Here is a 17,359-nt window from a genome sequence, read left to right on the forward strand (position 1 = left end):
ATCCTGCCGGTAACCTGACCGGAAGCGCTCGACACCTCGCTTCCCGCGGGCCACACTCTCGTACGGGTCTGCCTCCCGACGCCGGCGCGGGGGCAGTCGCGGTGCGCAGTTCGAGTGTGTCCCCGGGCCGGCGGTCCGATCGGAGCGAGGGCCCGTGCCGTCCTCAGCCGCGCTCGGGGCGCCAGTCCGCGCAGCTGGTGACCTCGATGCCGCGGCTCGGGAAGACGGTGTCCATGAAGAAGTCGTGCACGGCCGCGTCACCGTCGCCGCAGCCGTCGCGCAGGACGGTCAGCCGGTAGCCGCGGTCGGCCGCGTCGTAGCACGTGGCGGCCACCATCGCGCTGGTGGCGACGCCGGCGATCGCCAGCGTGCCGATGCCGCGCGCGCGCAGTACCAGGTCGAGGTCGGTGCCGGCGAACGCGCTGGCGCGGCGCTTGAGGACCACGACGTCCTCGGCGGCCACCGGCAGATCGATCTCGGGCCCGTCCGACTCCTCGTGGAAGGCGTTCCCGGCGTCGTAGAACGACCGGTACAGCGGGTTGTCCGCCGGCAGATCGGCACCGTTGGCCCGGAAGCCGAAGTGGACGAACACGATCAGCGCACCGGCGGCTCGAGCGCGCGGCAGCAGTTCGGCGATCGGCGGTACGACCCGCGCGGCGAACGGATAGCTGCCCGTGATGCCCCGCTGGACGTCACCGACGATCAGTGCGGTGCGCATGTGGTGCTCCCGTTCGTCTCGTCGTGCCCGCGCCGCGCGGGCCGTGCCGTGCCGGCGGTTACCGACGTCTCGTCGTGGCCGGGTGCCACCCCGGAGACCGTCACGGTAGCTGGGGCACGTGGCCACCGCCGCGGCGGTGCCGCGCGGGAGGGTCCGCGGCGGTGCCGCGCGGGAGGGCCCGCCGCGGTGCCGCGGGAGGGGCGGCGGTGCCGCGCGGGCCGGGCCGCGCAGCTTACCGGTGGGCGGTGACGACGTCGACGACCAGCAACACGGCCAACACCGCGAAGGTGGCGCCGGCCAGTACGGTGAGAGTCCGGCCGGCCCGGGATCCCGGCGCGAGCGCGGTGCGCAGTTGCCCGGCGGCGAGCCCGATCACGCTGTCCACCAGCAGCCCGACGAGCAGGAACATCGCGCCGAGCGCGAGTAGCTGTGCGGTGACCGAGCCGCGGTCGAGCCGGACGAAGTGCGGCAGGAACGCGGCGAAGAACAGGATCACCTTGGGGTTGGCCAGGTTGGTCATGGTGGCTCGACGCAGCAGCTGGCCGCGGGTGGGCGTGGCACGGCCGGCCAGCCCGCCACCGGTGGCCGAGCGCAGCGTGTCCACGGCGAGCCAGCCCAGATAGGCCGCGCCGGCCAGCCGGATCAGGTCGAGCGCGACCGGCACGGCCGTCAGCAGCGCGGCGAGCCCCACGGCGGTGGCCGTGACGTGCACGACCATGCCTGCCGCCATGCCGGCCGCGGACAGCACACCGGCCCGCGGCCCGTGCGCCGTCGCGGCGGCCACGATGTACGCCATGTCGGGCCCGGGCGCGATGGCGATCAGCAGCACGGCCACCAGGTAGCCGGGAAGCAAGGCCGGATCGATCATGACCGGTTCTGTAACGCACTGAGCATGGGTAGTACCGTACGCCATGCTACGCGCATATGGAAGCCTGCGCGTTACACTAGTGCTGTGCCGATCACGATCGAGCCGATGCCGGCGACCGCCCTGGTCGAGCTGGTGAACGAGTGGGGGGCGGTGCCGCGCGACGTCGCCGGCGAGGCCGACCAGCCGTTCCCGCCCCGGCCACCGGCCGGCCTCGGTGCACCCGACGGGAACATCGACGACCGGGCGATGTGCCGTGCCGCCGACCTGCTGCACCCGGTCTTCGCGACCACCGACCCGGCCGACCGCGTCACCCTGGTCGCCGGGCTGCTCGCCGCCACCGGCGTACGCCCGGCCATCGTCCAGGCTGCGGACGGGGCAGCCGCCACCTGGTCGGTCGACGCGCCGGAGCACGCGCTGGTCGCCGCGGCGGCGCTGACCCTGCGCGACCACCTCGACCGGTACGGCGGAGACCGGCTTGGCGTGTGCACCGGCCGGGCCTGCGCCGACGTGTTCGTCGACGCCTCGCCCACGCACGACCGGCGGTACTGCTCGGTCAGCTGCCAGAACCGGACCCGGGTCGCCGCCTACCGCCGGCGCCGCCGGGCGGCGACCTGAGCCCGATCCGCCAGTCGGCACGGCCCCGCCGACTTCCCCGAACGTCGGTCGACCCGCGACCACCCCGTTGGCTCGCGACCGTCGGTTGGCAGGTCACCGCCCCGTCGACTCGCGGGGCCCCGGTCGGCCCGCGACCGCCCGTTGGCTCCCGAAAGTCGGTTGGCTGGTCACCGCCCCGTTGACTCGCGGGCCCGGTCGGCCCGCGACCGCCCGGTTTGCTCTCAGTCCTCGGGGATGACCCGGTCGAACATCTCCGGGCGCGGCACGTCGGGGTCCGGGCCGTTGCGGACGCCGGTGTCCAGGGCGTCGATGCGGGCGAGCTGATCGCCGGTCAGCTCGAAGTCGAGCACGTCGAAGTTCTCGGCGATACGCCCGGGGTTGGTGGACTTCGGGATGGCCGACCGGCCGTGCTGCAGCTGCCAGCGCAGCATCACCTGGGCCGCGGTCTTGTCGTGCGCGGCGGCGATCCCGGCGATGGTGGCGTCCTGCAGGACGTTGCGGCGGCGCTCCCCCAGCCGGGGTAGAACGTGATGCCGCCGATCGGCGACCACGCCTGAGTGAGGATGCCGTGCTCGGCGTCGGCGCGCTGCACGTCCTGCTGGGCGAAGTACGGGTGCAGTTCGATCTGGTTGACCGCCGGCACGGTCGTCGCCTGCTTCATCAGCTCGTCGAGGTGATGGCGCATGAAGTTGCTGACCCCGATCGCGCGCACCTTCCCGTCGGCCAGCAACGTCTCCAGCGCCCGGTAGGCGGCGACGGTCTGGTCGAACCGGTCCGGGGCGGGCTGGTGCAGGATGAGCAGATCCAGCGTCTCGACGCCGAGCTTGCCAGCCGCCTTGTCGAAGGCGTGCAGTGTCTGGTCGTAGCCGTAGTCGCTGACCCACACCTTCGTCTCGATGAACACGTCGCCGCGGTCCAGCCCGGAGCGGCGGATGCCCTCGCCGACCTGCCGCTCGTTGCCGTACGCGGCGGCGGTGTCGATGTGCCGGTATCCGAGCCGCAGCGCCGTCTCGACCGCGGCGGCGGTCTCCTCCGGCGGGCTCTGGAACACGCCGAGCCCGAGTGCCGGCATCGTGACGCCGTTGTTCAGTTGCAGTTCTGGAGTCGTTGCAGTCATACGTCCGAGGCTAGGAGCGGTCCCGCCGATCCGAGGGGTAACACTGGTACCTCTCAGGCCGGCGCGGGCGCGCCTACCGTGGAGGGCGTGCCCACCCCAGAGCAGCGCGCCCAGGTCCGGGACTTCCTGATCTCCCGGCGTGCGCGGATCACGCCCGAACAGGCCGGGTTGCCCGCTTACGGCGGGACCCGGCGGGTGCCGGGGCTGCGCCGGGAGGAGGTCGCGTTGCTCGCCGGGGTCAGCATCGACTACTACGTCCGGTTGGAGCGGGGCAACCTCGCCGGCGCTTCGGACGCCGTGCTCGACAGCGTGGCCAACGCGCTCCAGCTCGACGAGGCCGAACGCGAGCACCTGTTCGCCCTGGCCCGTACCGCGGGTCCCGCGACCCACCGTCGCCGCCGGCCGCCGGCGACCACGGTACGGCCGGTGATCCAGCAGATCCTCGACGCGATCGGCGACGCGCCGGCCTGGGTGCGCAACGCCCGGCACGACATCCTCGCGATGAACCCGCTGGCGCGGGCGCTGTACGCACCGGTCCTCGAATCGTCCGCGGCCGGCGCGACGAGCAGGCGACCGGCGAACACCACCCGATTCGTCTACCTCGATCCGGCCGCCCGCGAGTTCTTCGTCGACTACGACCGGATCGCGCAGGACGCCGCCGCGATGCTGCGGCTGGAGGCCGGCCGCAACCCGCACGACCGGGACCTGATCGCACTCATCGGTGATCTCTCCACCCAGAGCGAACTGTTCCGCCGGCACTGGGCGGCGCAGGACGTCAAGTTCCACCGCAGTGGCCGCAAGCGGCTGCGGCACCCTGCCGTCGGCCTGCTCGACCTCAACTTCGAGTCGATGCCGCTGGCCTCCGAACCGGAGCTGCGGCTCAACGTCTACACCGCCGACCCCGGCACCCGCACCGCCGACAACCTGAAGCTGCTGGCCACCTGGGCCGCCACCCTCCGCGCCGCCGAGCCCGCCGACGCCGGCGGCCCCGCATCGAAGTAGCTGCATCGGGGAGATGTGCGTGCGGCTAGATTCTGCGCATGGATGATGCCGCACCGGTCGCGGTGACCCGGCCGAGCCTGGCCGAGGTCCGCCAGTACCACCTGCGCCAGCTGAACGAAGCACTGCGCCGGCCGGGCATGTGGGGCGGCGAGGTCACCATTCTGGTGCTGATGGACGCGATGGCCTTCGTCGACGGCCTCGACAAGATCGTACGAGAAGAGACTCGGGCGCTCCGCGCACGGCAGGCGTTCAACTCGCTCGGTGTGCGGGGTGGGTTTCAGGACGCCCTTCCTGGATACCAGGGCGAGCAGGAAGCGGCCGCCTCGGTCTACGCCGAGATCGCCTGGCGGTACGACTGGCTCGTCGTCGATCGGGTGATTCCGGACGAAGTCCACGAGCGGCTGCGTACCCACCCTGCCGAGTGGTGCGCCCACGATCGGCGCCTGGACGACGTACTGAGCGAGTTGGGGCCGCCTTCGGTGCTGTGTGGCGGTTACAGTCCGTGCTGGCCGAAGACGTTGGTCTATGCGGCCGAGGCCGGTCCGGGGCTGGTCAGCCTGCATTTCAGCGGCAGCCCCGACGAGCCGGAGCCGATCCTGTCCGCGCTCCGGTACGGTGACGGTCGCTTCCCGGAGTCGTTCGTGTTCACCCCGTTCGGCCGAGCGCAGCACGTTGCCGGGTGACCCCGTGCCGGCACAACACCCAACGACCGCTCAGCTGGCTTGGACCGGGGCGATGCGGGAGCGCAGCAGGCAGAACTCGTTGCCTTCCGGGTCGACCAGCACGTGCCACGGCTCCTCGCCGGTCTGGCCGATGTCGGCGGGCCGGGCACCGAGCTTGAGCAGCCGTTCCAGCTCCGCGTCCTGGTCGCGGTCGGTGGGGTTGAGGTCGATGTGCAGCCGGGACTTGCCCGGCTCCGGCTCGTCCCGGTAGCTGAGGATGATCGTGGCCTGCGGGCCGCCCCACCCCTCGCGGGGCCCGATCTCCAGGGTGCCGTCGTCCTCCTGGTCGAGCACGACGAAGTCGAGCACCTCGCACCAGAACCGGGCCAGCAGCTGGGGGTCGCGGCAACCGAGCACCAGCTCACCGATCCGAGCCGCCATGAACGCCACCCACTCTCACCTCGGGGACCGGCCGTCCGCGCCCCAGCGAACCGCGATCGTACCGAACGGGGCGCGCGCCGGCGACCGGATTCGACTGGTACCGCGGGATTCAGGCCTGGGCGAGCGCGTAGAGCAGCGGACGCAGCCGGCTGGTCGCCTCCTCGTCGTGGCGCCAGACCAGCCGCAGTTGCAGGGGTGGCGCGGGTACGTCGAGCGCGGCGAGGCGGCCGGAGTCGAGATCGGCGTGCACCGCGAACTCCGGCAGCAACGCGATGCCGCGGCCGGCGGCGGTCCAGTCGCGTACCTGCGCCAGGCCGCCGACGGCGGTCAGGTCGACGTCGGGGCCGAGCCACCGTCGGGTGGCCATCCAGAACGAGCAGCGCGGCTCGCGTCCGATCAGACCGCCGGTGCGCTGGATCTCGCCCATCGTCACGGGGCGCCCGAGCAGCGGGTGCCGGGGCGAGACGACGACGGTCATGGCGACCGGACGGATGTCGAGATGCTCCAGCGCCGAATCCGGTGGCGGGAAACCGAGATCGCCGAGATGTTCCCCGGCGTCGAGCAGGACTGCCGCGTCGATGTCGCCGCGTTCGAGGGCGGCCAGCAGCAGGCCGCGGTCCGGCTCCGGCCGCAGCCGCACCCGCAGGTCCGGGCGGGCGCTGCCCAGCTCGTCGAGTACCGCGGGGAGCAGTTCGTCGGCGACCGAGGCCTGCGCGCCGACGACCAGCCCCGGCCCGGCGTGTAGCTGTCCGGCCGCGTCGTCGAGGGTGTGCAGCGCCGCGGCGGCGGCACGCAGGTACTGCTGGCCGGCGGAGGTCGGCTGCATGCCGGTGTGGTCGCGGGCGAACAGCGGCGCGCCGAGTTCGGTCTCCAGCCGGCGGATGCGGTCGGAGACCGACGACGGCGCCAGGCCCTGCGCGGCGGCGGTGCGATTGATCGTCCGGTGCCGTAACAGCGCGAGGGCTGTTCGCAGTTGGTCCAGGTCCACGCCGCCAAGCCTAGGCGGGCCGCCGAGGCGGGGAGGTGGCCGCGCCCGGCGCAGGGGCACCCCTCGACCGAGCGAGCCGGCGCTCGCTGCTACTGTCCCCGACGGACCGTGAAACCGGCATTGGGAGGTGAGACCCGTGAACACAGACACCCATGGGTGCTCCCTCGATCCGTCACGGTCCGGCGGCTGACGTTCGGTGTCACCCGGGAGCGCCAGAGATCGTGGCACTTCCGGACGGAGACTCCGATGGACACCAAACCCCGAATATCCGGTCCAAGCGAACGCGCGGTAGTGATCACCCGCGTCGGCGAGGGCCAATGGCATGCCCTGGAAGACGACCTGGTGGTCGGCCGCGGGCACGCGGCACGCCGGCCCGACGGACGCCTGTTCGTCAGCATCGACGCCTGGCACGACGCCACCTTCGACCGCCTCGCCGAGGCGATGCTCGCCGCGCTGCCCGCGCCGCTGTACACGGTGGTCGACGAGGCCGACGCCGACCTGACGGCCGGCTGGCAGCGGGCCGGGTTCACCATCCGGCGCCGCGAGTGGGAGTACGTCGTCCCGACCGACCCGCGCAGCACCGGGCTCGGTGAGATCCTGCCGCCCCCGGGCGTGACGATCGTGCCCGCCGGCCAGGCCGACGAAGGTCTGCTGCGGGCGCTGGACCGGGCGATCCGGGCCGAGGTCGAGGCGAGCGTCGGGTGGTGGCAGTCGATGCCCGCCGAGGTGCTTCCGCACCGCGACGGTGACACCATCGTCGACCCGTCGAAGTACGCGGTGGCCGCCGCACCGGACCGCTACCTGGGGCTGATCCGGGTCGTGACGGTGATCCGGCCGCGCGTCGGGCTGCTCGCGGTGCGCTCCGGCGAGCAGCGCCGGGGCATCGCGCGGGCGCTGCTTGCGCACGCGCTGGGGAGCCTGCACCGGTCCGGGTACACCGTGGCCTCGGCCGAGGTGCACGAGTCCAACCGGGCGGCCACCGCGCTGTTCGAGGGCGCCGGAGCCCGACCGGCGAGCAGCAACCTGGAGCTGGTGCGATGACCGCGCACAAGAACGTCATCGAGGTCGAGGGCCGGGTGGTCGCCTGCCTGCGCAGCGCGATGTTCACCGTGGAGCTGGAGAACGGCCACCAGGTGCTCGCCCACGTCAGCGGGAAGATCCGCAAGCACTACATCAGGATCATGCTGGAGGACCGGGTACTGGTGGAGCTGCCGCCCTACGACCTGAGCCGCGGCCGGATCGTGTTCCGCTACCGCAACTAGCCCGGGTCCGGTGACGCGGGATCCTGCACCCGGTCCGGGCGGTGTCGGGGATCCCGCGTGCCGGCCGGCCGCGCTCCAGGGTGTTCGGAGATTCCGAACGGGGATGCGGCGGCGCCGGTCGAGCCGCATCGGTCGCGGGCGGAACGTGGTGGGGACCGTACCGCCCGCGTCGGATCGAGGAGATTCGTGTCCGCAGCAACCGTCCCCGCTTCGCGTTCCCGGACCGCGCAACTCGTGGGGATCTCCCTGGCCTACTTCATGGTGTTGCTGGACACCACGGTGCTCGCCGTGGCCGAACGCAGCATCATGGACTCGCTGCACACCGGCGTCGTCGGCGTCGGGTGGGCGACCACGACCTACACGATGGCGCTCGCCGCCGCGCTGGTGCTCGGCGGCAGCCTCGCCGACCGGTTCGGCGGCTACCCGGTGTTCGTGCTCGGGGTGGTCGGCTTCGGCGCCGCGTCGCTCGGCTGCGCGTTGTCCCCGACCCTCGGCGTACTGCTCGGGTTCCGGGCGCTGCTGGGGCTGTTCGCGGCGGCGATCATCCCGAGCTCGCTCGGCCTGATCGCGAGCCTGTACCCGGAGCCGCGTTCCCGGGGGCGCGCGATCAGCGCCTGGGCGGCGATCAGCGGTGCCGCCATGGCCGCCGGGCCGGTACTCGGCGGCTGGCTGATCGCCGTGGCCGGCTGGCGCGCGGTGTTCGTCCTCAACGTTCCGCTGGCGCTGGTCGTGGTGCTGCTGTGCCGGTCGCGGATCGCGAGTGCCCGGCGGGCCCGGGCGATCTCGTGGCTGCCGCACCTCGGGCTGGCCGCCACGCTGGCCACCGCGACGCTCGCGATCACCCGGGCGGGTCAACGCTCCTGGCCGGAAGCCGCCGTGTTCGGGCTCGTCGCGCTGGCGCTCGGGTACGGCACGACGGTGGTGGATCGCGCTTCGCGGGCGCCGTTGATCCCCGGCTCGCTGCGCCGCAACCGTCCGGTGTGGACGGCGTTCGGCTGGGGCGCCGCCGTCAACTTCGCGCTGACCACGGTGATCTTCTCGATCCCGCTGCTGCTCAACGCGAGCCCGGCGCGGGCCGGCGCGACGCTTCTGCCCATGACGCTGCTGATGGCCGTCAACCCGCTGGTCACCGGGCGCCTCGTCGCCGCCTACGGTCCGGTACTGCCGATCCGGATGGGTTTCGTGGCGTTCCCGATCGGCCTGTGCCTGGCGGCCGTCGCGGTGACCGGTCAGCACCACGCCGTCGTGCTCGGCGTCGGGCTGCTGCTGTGTGGCCTCGGCGTCTCGTGGACGTTGCCCGCGCTGGTCGGGTTCGCCGTGAACCATGCCGCACCGGAGGTCGCCGGCTCGGTCGGCGGCATCCTCAACGCCACCCGCCAGGTCGGCGCCACCGTCGCCGCCGCGGTCGCCGCCGCCGTCCTGACCCCCCGCACGCCGGCGCTACCGCTGCTGATCGCGGCGGCGGTCTGCGTGCTCGGCCTGGCCAGCACGGTGGTACGACACCGTACCCGCGGCCGGGAACGCGCGCCCGAGCTGCCCGCAGAGCGGGTCTCGAACTGAGCGCCGTCCCCGGTGCCCGGCCGCTGCTGCGGGGCCGGCGCGAAGGTTCGAAAACCGGTTGCCGGCAGTGGGCGAGTCTGGCAGCCTGACCGGCGCGCTGCCACCACGCAGACGCGCTCACGGTGAGGAACGAAGCCAATGAACTCGGCGGGCCCCAGCGGCCGCCGCCGGCGCTGAACGGCTGCCCCGCGCAGCCGCACTGCCACGCCCTTCCGCGGCGGCCCCACGATGCGGTGTCACACACACCGCCGTTCTCCCCTGCCCCGCACCGTCGGGGCTTCGTTCGAGACTTCGTGAGGTTCTCAACCACCATGGACACCCAGATTCAACGCTTCGCCGTGGCCAACCTTCGGCGCCGCCCGCTGGTCGTCGAGACCGGCGGGTTCGTCGCCGGTTTCAGCCCGGACACCGACAGCCCCTACCTCAACTACGCCACCCCGCTGCCCGGCGCCGCGCCGACCGCGGCCGACGTGGCCGGCCTGGTCGCCCAGTTCCGCGACCGCGATCTGCTGCCCCGGCTGGAGTTCGCGCCGCAGGCCGCACCCGAGGTCGAGCCGGCCCTGCGCGCGGCGGGCTTCACCACCGAGGCGGTGCACGAGTACCTCGTGTGCGACCCGGCCACCTTGACGGTGCCGGCTGCCGGGTCGGTTCCCCGGGTGGCGACACCCGTCACCGACGAGCAGTACGCGGCGCTGGACGCCGCGCTCGGTGAGGCGTTCGGCGACGACTTCACCTCCTCCCCGGCGGGCGTGGCCCGGTTGCGGCGCACGCAGGACGGCGGCGGGGCGGTGCGTTTCGTACCGGCGGCCGACGGCGGCTGTGCCGGCGGGGCGGCCTGCTCGCCGCCGGCCGAGGACACCGCCGAGCTGGGCGGGGTCGGTACCCGGCCCGCGCATCGCGGGCGGGGCGTCGCGACCGCGGTGACCGCCGCGCTGGCCGGGGCGATGTTCGCCCAGGGAGCCGGATCGGTGTGGCTGGAGTACTCCGGTGACGGGTCGCGCCGGGTCTACGAGCGGGTCGGGTTCCGCCCGCGCGGCACCCGCCTCTACCTCTCGCTGCCCGCACAGCGGCCGTAGCGTCCGCCCGGGGAACCGCCGGCCTTGTCCGGCGGTCCCCCGCGCCTGAGGAGTCCTGCCTAGTCGAGGTGGCGGAGGCTGGACCAGATCTGCACCCAGCCGCCGCGCGGCCGGGAGCACTCGTAGATGGCGGCGTGTTGCGCGGTCTCCTCGGTGACGATGCCGCCGGGCAGGGTGATCGGCGCGATCTCGCGCACGCTCGACCAGGCCCGGTGCAGGTAGCGGGTGTCGAACTCGCCGACGCACAGCACGTGGTCCGGGGTGGTACCGGGCGGTGGTCCCCACAGCAGGTATCCGTTGTGACCGCTGGAGACCGGCAGTCGCAGCCCGTCGGCCGGGCCGAGCATGGTCAGCGCCCCGGCCTCCCCGTAGTTGCTGGTGAAGACGGTGGTACCGGGCGGCATCGTCTTGGCGACCGCGGTGACCTGCCGGACGAACGAGGGCCAGCCGTAGGTCTCGACCGGCTGCGGGTTGACCGCGCGCAGCACGTTCTCCGCCCGGACCGGCAGTACGGGCAGGCCGAAGACGACGGCGAAGATCCCGCAGGTGACGATCGCGACCGGGTACCGCCAGCGCCGCCGCGGCGCCGTCGGTGCGCTGCGGGCCTCGAACCACACGCTGCCGGCGGCGAACAGCCCGATCAGCGCCGGCGCCGGGTAGTAGCTCTTGCCGCCGCTGGCGGTGAACACCACGATCGCGGTCGCCGCCACCACCAGGATCCACCGGTGGTGGCGGCCGGGCGCCGAGGCCAGCCAGCGGATCCCGAAGAACCACAGGGTGACCAGCGGCGGGCCGGCCAGCAGCAGGGCGAGTTCGGGCAGCTGGGCCAGCGAGCCGAGCGGGCCGCCCTGCTGCGCGGCCAGTACCGCGCTCATCTGCAGCTGCGGCCAGCCGTGCCCGGCGTCCCAGACCAGGTTGGGTACGGTCAGCAACACTGTCAGGCTGCCACCCAGCCACGGCTCGGCGGTACGCAGTGCGGCGCGGTGAAACAGCAGCACGCCCACCGTGACGCCGAGCAGCAGCACGCCGATGGTGTCCTTGTTCTCCAACCCGATCCCGGCGACCGCACCGGCGACAAGCCAGGCCCGTACGGTGCCGGTACGCAGCGCCCGGGCCACGGTGAGGAACACGGCGGCCCAGGCCAGCTGGTCGAGCACGGTGGTACCGAACAGCATCGAGGCGGCGACGAACACCGGGCAGGCGGCGACGGCGCCGGCCGCGATCGTCTGTGCCCGGGTCCGCCCGCCGAGCTCGGCGGCCAGCGCGGCGACCAGCAGTACGCAGCCGAGCTGGGCGGCGATCGCGAGCAATCGCAGCGGCAGGACCCCGCCGGGCAGGTCGGCGGCGAGCCGGGCGAGCAGCGGCGCCAGCGGCGGCTGGTCGGGGTATCCCCAGGCGAGGTGGCGACCGGAGATCACGTAGTAGAACTCGTCGCGATGCCAGCCGAACCGGGTCGCCACCGCCAGGTGCACCAGGCCGGCGACGGCCACGACCGCCAGCACCGGCCGCCACGCGAGCGGCGCGCGACCGGACCTGGCCGCGCCATCGGAGGCGGGATCGTCCGCCCCAGGCCCGGTGCCGAGGTGCCCACCAGCGGCGGGGGCCTCCGGGCCAGGCGCGGAGGCGGAGTGCTCGCCGGGGGCTGGGGTGTCCGGGCGCTGCCGGGCGCCGGCGGGCTGGCCGGCCGGGGGTACTTCGAGGTCGGACACGATGCTGCGGTCTCCGTTCGGGCGGTCAGCTTCCTGGGGTGGGCTCGGGCAGCAGCGCCGCGAGCAGCAGGTGGCGCACGGTGCGGCGGCAGGCGTCGTCGTCCAGGTCGGTGGAGTCGGGGTCGTCGAGCCGGTGCCAGGCGAACCAGGTGATCGTCTCGACGACGAACCGAGCCGCCGCCGGCACGTCGGGTACCGGGCGCAGCGCACCGGACCGCAGGTGGCGCCGCAGCAGTTCGGCGAGCGCGGCAAGCAGCGTGCGCCGGCGCTGCACGAAGTAGTACTGCGCCAGCTCGGGCAGGTCGGGGGCGCACCGTTCGACCAGCGCGAGCAGGTGCCGGTTGCGTTCGACGAACGCGTACAGCTCGTCGATGACGGCGGCGAGTTCGTCGGCGACCGCGACGTGCGGCCGGTGGCGGCCGGTCGCGGCGGTCAGTTCCGGCAGCGGGTCGTCGCCGGTCTCGACCGCGGCGGCGAACTGTTCGGCGGTCGGGGTCGGGACCGGGATGTCCAGCCGGGCCAGGGCATCGGGCCGGGCGAGCCGCAGCAGTGCCAGGTAGAGCAGCGCCGCCTTGCTCTTCGCGTAGGTGTAGACGGCGCCGTGGCTGAGTTGCAGCTCCGTGGCCACGTCGGAGATCCCGGCCGCCCGGTAGCCGCTGGCCAGGAACACCCGTGCCGCGGCCTCGGCGATCTCCGCCACCGGTCGCGCCGGTACCCGTCCCCGCATGGCCTCGATTATTGACTGACTCAGTCAGTCAGTCAATTCCCGAGCCGTCGACGTCTCGGTCGAGGCGCAGTACGGAACCGCATTCACCTCAATCACACACAATTCATCAGACTCGAACGAACCGACCCCTACCTGGCGCGGTGGCACCCCTGACGCTGTACGGACCGGGCGTGATCCAGGGCGTCCCGGAGAAACTGTCGGACAACTATTGACAGGTTCACTCGCGAACGATCAAACTCCAACGCGATCCACCGTTGTGCACCGGTGAGCCTCTACTGGGATGAACCAGGAGCCGCACGATGTTGCGTTCGATCCCCCGCCTCGCCCCCACCCGCACCCGCCGGCCACGCCGGCGCACCCTGCTTCGTACCGTCGCCGCCTGCGCGCTCGCGATGGCACTGCTCGTGACCGGCTTCGACGCCACCGCCGGCAGCGCCGCCCCGGCCCCCGATCCGGCGTCGACCACGGCGCACACCGTCACGTTCGACCAGTACTCGCTGCTGCTCGACGGCAAGCGGACCTACATCTGGTCCGGCGAGTTCCACTACTTCCGGCTGCCCAGCCCGGACCTGTGGCGCGACGTGCTGCAGAAGATCAAGGCCGAGGGCTACAACGCGGTCTCGCTGTACTTCGACTGGGCCTACCACTCCCCCGAGCCCGGGGTGTACGACTTCAGCGGCGTGCGCAACGTCGACCGGCTGCTCGACATCGCGCAGCAGGAGGGGCTGTACGTGATCGCCCGCCCGGGCCCCTACATCAACGGCGAGACCAACGGTGGCGGGTTCCCGGGCTGGCTGACCACCCAGTCCGGCCGGGCGCGCAGTGACGCGCCGGACTACCTCGCCGCCGCCGACGAGTGGATGCACCGCATCGACGCGATCCTGGCCCGCCACCAGTACACCAACGGCACCGGGCCGGTGATCCTCTACCAGATCGAGAACGAGCTCGCCTCGACCGGTACGTCGCAGAAGAACTACCTGCAGCACCTGTACGACACCGTTCGGCACGACGGCATCACGGTGCCGATCTTCCACAACGACAAGGGCCGCAACGGCATCTGGGTGCCCAGCGGCAGCGACGTACCGGGTACGGTCCCCGGCCCGACGGACCTGTACGCGTTCGACGGCTACGGCGGCGGCTCCTGCCACAGCAACAACACCCCCGGCTCCCCCACCGTCGCGCCGGACTGGGGCATCTGGGGATCCGGCGGCGCCAAGGGCGGATCTACCGCCTCACCCGACACCCCCGGCTTCGTCGCCGAACGCGGCGGCGGCTGGTTCGACTACTGGGGCGGGCCCGGCAGCTACGACTGCCTGTCCCAGCAGCAGGGCTCCGGCTACGAGCGCGTCACCTACGGCACCGACATCGCCAACCGGCTGAGCATCCACAACGTCTACATGACCTACGGCGGCACCTCCTGGGGCTGGCTGCCCGCACCGGTGGTCTACAGCTCGTACGACTACGGCGCCGCGATCAGCGAGGCCCGGCAGATCCGGCCGAAGGCCACCACGATGAAGGAACTCGGCCTGTTCCTGCAGAGCGTCGAGCCGGTGACCAAGGTCGACAAGGGCGATCCGATCACCCCGTCGAGCTCCGAGATCAAGGTCTACCACGACGTCAACCCGGACACCGGAACGCACTTCTACGTCGCGATGCACGACCCGTCGAACAGCACGTCCAACCGCACGTTCAGCTTCCCGGTCCGTACCGCGGACGGCAGCTACACCGTGCCGCAGCAGGGCGAGCTGCGCATCGACGGGCAGGACTCCAAGATCCTGACCGCCGACTACGACCTGGACTCCGCCGCCGGCGCCGCCAGCCCGCACCTGGTGTACTCCACCTCGCAGCTCATGACCCACCTGAACACCGCCAGCGGCCAGCTGGCCCTGCTGTACGCGCCGCACGGCGAGGACGGTGAGACCGTGCTGCGCTACGACGCGAAGCCGACGGTACGGGTGCTGTCCGGGTCGGTGGCCAGCAGCTACGACGCGGCCAGCGGCGACCTGCGGCTCGACTACGTACACGACGGTCTCGCCCGGGTCCGGATCACCCGCGGCGGACGGGATCCGCTGACGCTGCTGCTCGCCGACACCGACACCGCCGGTACCTTCTGGCGGCAGGACACCGCGGCCGGCCCGGTCCTGGAACGTGGCCCGGAACTGGTGCGCACGGCCACCGCGCACGGCGCCAGCCTGCACCTGACCGGCGACACCACCGACCCCGCGCCGCTGGAGGTGTGGGGGCCGGCCAAGATCCGGTCGATCGTGTGGAACGGCGATGAGGTGGCCGCCACCTCCCAGCCGGGCGGCAGCCTGCTCGCCACCGCGAAGCTGCCGGGCGTGCAGCCGGTGACGCTGCCCGACCTGAGCACAGCGGCCTGGAAGACGACGGCCGGCTCCGCGGAGTCGGCGCCGGCGTTCGACGACTCGGCCTGGCAGCACGCCGACAAGACCACGACGAACTCCACCACCACGCCGCCGGCCGGTCAACCGGTACTGACCGCCGACGACTACGGCTTCCACCAGGGGGATGTCTGGTACCGCGGCCACTACACCGGCGGCTCGGACGCCAGCACCATCGCGTTGCGCTACGGCGGCGGCGGTGCCGGCATGCTGCAGGCCTGGCTGGACGGCGTCTACCTCGGGCAGGACGTGCTCAAGACCGGTGCCAGCAGCCCCCCGACCACCGGTACCGCCACCTTCACGGTGCCCGACCGGTTGCGTACCAACGGTTCGCACGTGCTGTCGGTGATGGTCCGCAACGACGGCCACAACGAGGACGGCGGCGTCAACGACGCGCACAAGGAGGGCCGCGGCCTGATCGCGGCCACCATGACCGACACCGCCGGCAACCCGGCGCAGCCCGCGATCAGCTGGCGGATCCAGGGCAACCTCGGCGGCGAGAACATCGTCGACACCGCGCGCGGCGTGATGAACGCCGGCGGCCTGTACGGCGAGCGGCACGGCTGGCAGCTGCCGGGCTACCCGGACGCCTCGTGGACGAACACCACGCTGCCGCAGGACAGCGCGGCGCCCGGCACCACCTGGTATCGCACCCAGGTGTCGCTGGACGTGCCGGCGGACGACGACGCGTCGATCGGCCTGACACTCGGCGATCCCGACACCGCGCCCTCGGACGCGAACTACCGGGCACTGATCTACGTGAACGGCTGGAACATCGGCCAGTACATCGCCGACGTCGGGCCGCAGCACACCTTCCCGGTGCCCAACGGCGTGTTGAACCCCCACGGCGACAACACCATCGCGCTGGCCGTGACCAGCAACGGCGGCGCCGGCAACGGGCCGGAGAAGGTGACACTGACCGACCTCGGCACCGTGCGCGGCGGGGTCAAGGTCCACCAGAACCACGCCCCGGACTGGAGCGCCAGCGTCTACGGCCGGGCCACGCTACCGAGCCGGGCCTCGGTCACCCCGCTGACCAGTACCGACGTGCCCGACCAGCCCGAGCCCGGCGACAGCTTCACCGTCACCGGCACGCTGCGCAACGACGCCGGCGGCAGCCTCGACGACATCGACGCCGGCCTGGACGTACCGGCCGGCTGGACCGCCACCCCGGTCCGGCAGGCACCGGGCACCCTCGCCCGGGCGGCACGGCGCCGCTGAGCTGGCGGGTCACGGTGGGCCCGGATGCCGCGGCCGGCGCCTACTCGGTGGCCGCGATCGTCGGCTACCGGCAGAGCGGCGCGGACGGCCAGACCGGCTCGACCTTCCCGGTGACGATCCGGCCCGCCGGGCTGGTGTACGTCAGCGACCTCCCGTTCGTCTCCGCGACCAACGGGTACGGCCCGGTCGAGCGCGACACCAACGTCGGCGGCAGCGGCGCCGGCGACGGCAGCCCGATCACCGTCCGCGGCACCACCTACGCCAAGGGGTTGGGTACCAACGCGGTCAGCACCGTGGTGCTCGACCTCGCCGGAAAGTGCACCTCCTTCAGCAGCCAGGTGGGCGTCGACGACTCCGCCGGCGGGAAGGGCTCGGTCACCTTCACGGTGCTCGCCGACGGCAGGACGGTGGCGAGCACCGGCGTCCTGACCGGTAGGTCGGCGGCCCAGCAGCTGACCGCCGATGTCACCGGCGTGCAGGAGCTGGTCCTGCAGGTCGGTGACGCCGGCGACGGCGTCGGCCACGACAACGCCGACTGGGCCGGCGCCCAACTGATCTGCGCCGGCTGACCGCCACGCCCGAAGCCCGGCGCCGAAGATCCGGCGCCGGGCTTTGTCAGGCTTCGGCCGCCTCCTGGGCATCGGCGATCGCCGCGCCGTGATCCCTGGCCCAGCTGGTCAGGACCTCGATGGGCTCGATGAGGCTCTGGCCGAGATCGGTGAGGCGGTATTCGACCTGCCGTGCCGTTTCGGCGTGGCGTTCGATCAGGCCGTACTGCTGGAGCCGGCGCAGCGTCTGGGTCAGGACCTTGCGGGAGATGCCGCCGATCGCCTCGATCAGTTCGCCGTGCCGGCGCGGGCGCTGGCTGAGCCCGAACAGCACCAGTGCGGACCACTTGTCGGCGAGGATCTCGGTCGAGAGACGGGTGGGGCAGTCAGCGAGGAATGCCGGCCCTGCCGTGTTCTGCATGAGATCCAAGGTACCTGCAGGT

The 17,359-nt window shown here is 72.6% G+C and carries 18 protein-coding genes; 9 read left to right on the forward strand and 9 right to left on the reverse strand.

Annotated features, from left to right (window positions below):
* Positions 1 to 163 precede the first annotated feature (163 nt).
* Positions 164 to 718, reverse strand: coding sequence for a cysteine hydrolase family protein (locus Athai_RS22640; RefSeq protein ID WP_203963346.1), 555 nt, complete (start codon positions 716 to 718; stop codon positions 164 to 166).
* 232 nt (positions 719 to 950) lie between these two features.
* A complete protein-coding gene (locus Athai_RS22645) occupies positions 951 to 1,586 on the reverse strand; it encodes a LysE family translocator (protein WP_203963347.1) in 636 nt (211 codons plus the stop codon).
* 84 nt (positions 1,587 to 1,670) lie between these two features.
* On the opposite strand from Athai_RS22645, the gene Athai_RS22650 reads away from it, so the two are divergent.
* Entirely contained in the window at positions 1,671 to 2,201 is a 531-nt protein-coding gene (locus tag Athai_RS22650; RefSeq protein WP_203963348.1) for a CGNR zinc finger domain-containing protein, read from the forward strand.
* A 221-nt stretch (positions 2,202 to 2,422) separates the two neighbouring features.
* Here Athai_RS22650 and Athai_RS34870 read toward each other — a convergent pair whose 3' ends face one another.
* Entirely contained in the window at positions 2,423 to 2,716 is a 294-nt protein-coding gene (locus Athai_RS34870) for an aldo/keto reductase (RefSeq protein ID WP_275422668.1), read from the reverse strand.
* Entirely contained in the window at positions 2,632 to 3,318 is a 687-nt protein-coding gene (locus Athai_RS22655; protein WP_275422528.1) for an aldo/keto reductase, read from the reverse strand. Before Athai_RS22655 ends, Athai_RS34870 begins: the two co-directional genes overlap by 85 nt.
* A gap of 87 nt (positions 3,319 to 3,405) precedes the next feature.
* Between Athai_RS22655 and Athai_RS22660 the strand changes: the two genes are divergently transcribed.
* Both Athai_RS22660 and Athai_RS22665 read left to right on the forward strand, forming a co-directional pair.
* On the forward strand, positions 3,406 to 4,320 hold the full coding sequence (locus Athai_RS22660) for a helix-turn-helix transcriptional regulator (RefSeq protein WP_203963349.1): 915 nt from the start codon (positions 3,406 to 3,408) through the stop codon (positions 4,318 to 4,320).
* 38 nt (positions 4,321 to 4,358) lie between these two features.
* Entirely contained in the window at positions 4,359 to 5,003 is a 645-nt protein-coding gene (locus Athai_RS22665; protein WP_203963350.1) for a hypothetical protein, read from the forward strand.
* A gap of 30 nt (positions 5,004 to 5,033) precedes the next feature.
* Here Athai_RS22665 and Athai_RS22670 read toward each other — a convergent pair whose 3' ends face one another.
* Together Athai_RS22670 and Athai_RS22675 are read right to left on the reverse strand one after the other, a co-directional pair.
* Complete coding sequence (locus Athai_RS22670) at positions 5,034 to 5,423, reverse strand: VOC family protein (protein ID WP_203963351.1); 390 nt, start codon at positions 5,421 to 5,423, stop codon at positions 5,034 to 5,036.
* A 109-nt stretch (positions 5,424 to 5,532) separates the two neighbouring features.
* Positions 5,533 to 6,411: a LysR family transcriptional regulator gene (locus Athai_RS22675; protein ID WP_203963352.1), complete on the reverse strand. Its 879-nt coding sequence runs from the start codon at positions 6,409 to 6,411 to the stop codon at positions 5,533 to 5,535.
* Positions 6,412 to 6,702: 291 nt separating this feature from the next.
* Here Athai_RS22675 and Athai_RS22680 point away from each other — a divergent pair, with 291 nt between their 5' ends.
* The 4 genes from Athai_RS22680 (at position 6,703) to Athai_RS22695 (ending at position 10,309) form a co-directional block, all read left to right on the forward strand.
* Positions 6,703 to 7,452 carry a GNAT family N-acetyltransferase gene (locus tag Athai_RS22680; protein WP_239157102.1) on the forward strand — a complete coding sequence of 250 codons (750 nt, stop codon included), beginning with the start codon at positions 6,703 to 6,705 and terminating at the stop codon, positions 7,450 to 7,452.
* The gene (gene infA, locus Athai_RS22685) at positions 7,449 to 7,673 is read left to right on the forward strand and encodes a translation initiation factor IF-1 (RefSeq protein ID WP_203963354.1); all 225 of its coding nucleotides are present in this window, start codon (positions 7,449 to 7,451) and stop codon (positions 7,671 to 7,673) included. Before Athai_RS22680 ends, infA begins: the two co-directional genes overlap by 4 nt.
* 234 nt (positions 7,674 to 7,907) lie before the next feature.
* A complete protein-coding gene (locus Athai_RS22690) occupies positions 7,908 to 9,233 on the forward strand; it encodes an MFS transporter (protein WP_203963355.1) in 1,326 nt (441 codons plus the stop codon).
* A 311-nt stretch (positions 9,234 to 9,544) separates the two neighbouring features.
* Positions 9,545 to 10,309: a GNAT family N-acetyltransferase gene (locus tag Athai_RS22695; RefSeq protein WP_203963356.1), complete on the forward strand. Its 765-nt coding sequence runs from the start codon at positions 9,545 to 9,547 to the stop codon at positions 10,307 to 10,309.
* 59 nt (positions 10,310 to 10,368) lie between these two features.
* On the opposite strand, the gene Athai_RS22700 is transcribed toward Athai_RS22695, so the two are convergent.
* Both Athai_RS22700 and Athai_RS22705 read right to left on the reverse strand, forming a co-directional pair.
* Positions 10,369 to 11,811 (reverse strand): glycosyltransferase family 39 protein, encoded by a 1,443-nt coding sequence (locus Athai_RS22700; RefSeq protein ID WP_203963357.1) that lies wholly within the window; start codon positions 11,809 to 11,811, stop codon positions 10,369 to 10,371.
* Positions 11,812 to 12,043: 232 nt separating this feature from the next.
* Entirely contained in the window at positions 12,044 to 12,745 is a 702-nt protein-coding gene (locus tag Athai_RS22705; RefSeq protein WP_203963358.1) for a TetR/AcrR family transcriptional regulator, read from the reverse strand.
* 299 nt (positions 12,746 to 13,044) lie between these two features.
* Here Athai_RS22705 and Athai_RS22710 point away from each other — a divergent pair, with 299 nt between their 5' ends.
* Positions 13,045 to 16,368, forward strand: coding sequence for a beta-galactosidase (locus Athai_RS22710; RefSeq protein ID WP_239157103.1), 3,324 nt, complete (start codon positions 13,045 to 13,047; stop codon positions 16,366 to 16,368).
* Between the two features lie 14 nt (positions 16,369 to 16,382).
* Positions 16,383 to 16,937 (forward strand): NPCBM/NEW2 domain-containing protein, encoded by a 555-nt coding sequence (locus Athai_RS22715; protein WP_203963359.1) that lies wholly within the window; start codon positions 16,383 to 16,385, stop codon positions 16,935 to 16,937.
* A 46-nt stretch (positions 16,938 to 16,983) separates the two neighbouring features.
* On the opposite strand, the gene Athai_RS22720 is transcribed toward Athai_RS22715, so the two are convergent.
* Positions 16,984 to 17,337 (reverse strand): winged helix-turn-helix transcriptional regulator, encoded by a 354-nt coding sequence (locus Athai_RS22720; RefSeq protein WP_203963360.1) that lies wholly within the window; start codon positions 17,335 to 17,337, stop codon positions 16,984 to 16,986.
* Positions 17,338 to 17,359 lie beyond the last annotated feature (22 nt).

The organism is Actinocatenispora thailandica, from assembly GCF_016865425.1.
GTDB classification, from domain to species: Bacteria; Actinomycetota; Actinomycetes; order Mycobacteriales; family Micromonosporaceae; genus Actinocatenispora; species Actinocatenispora thailandica.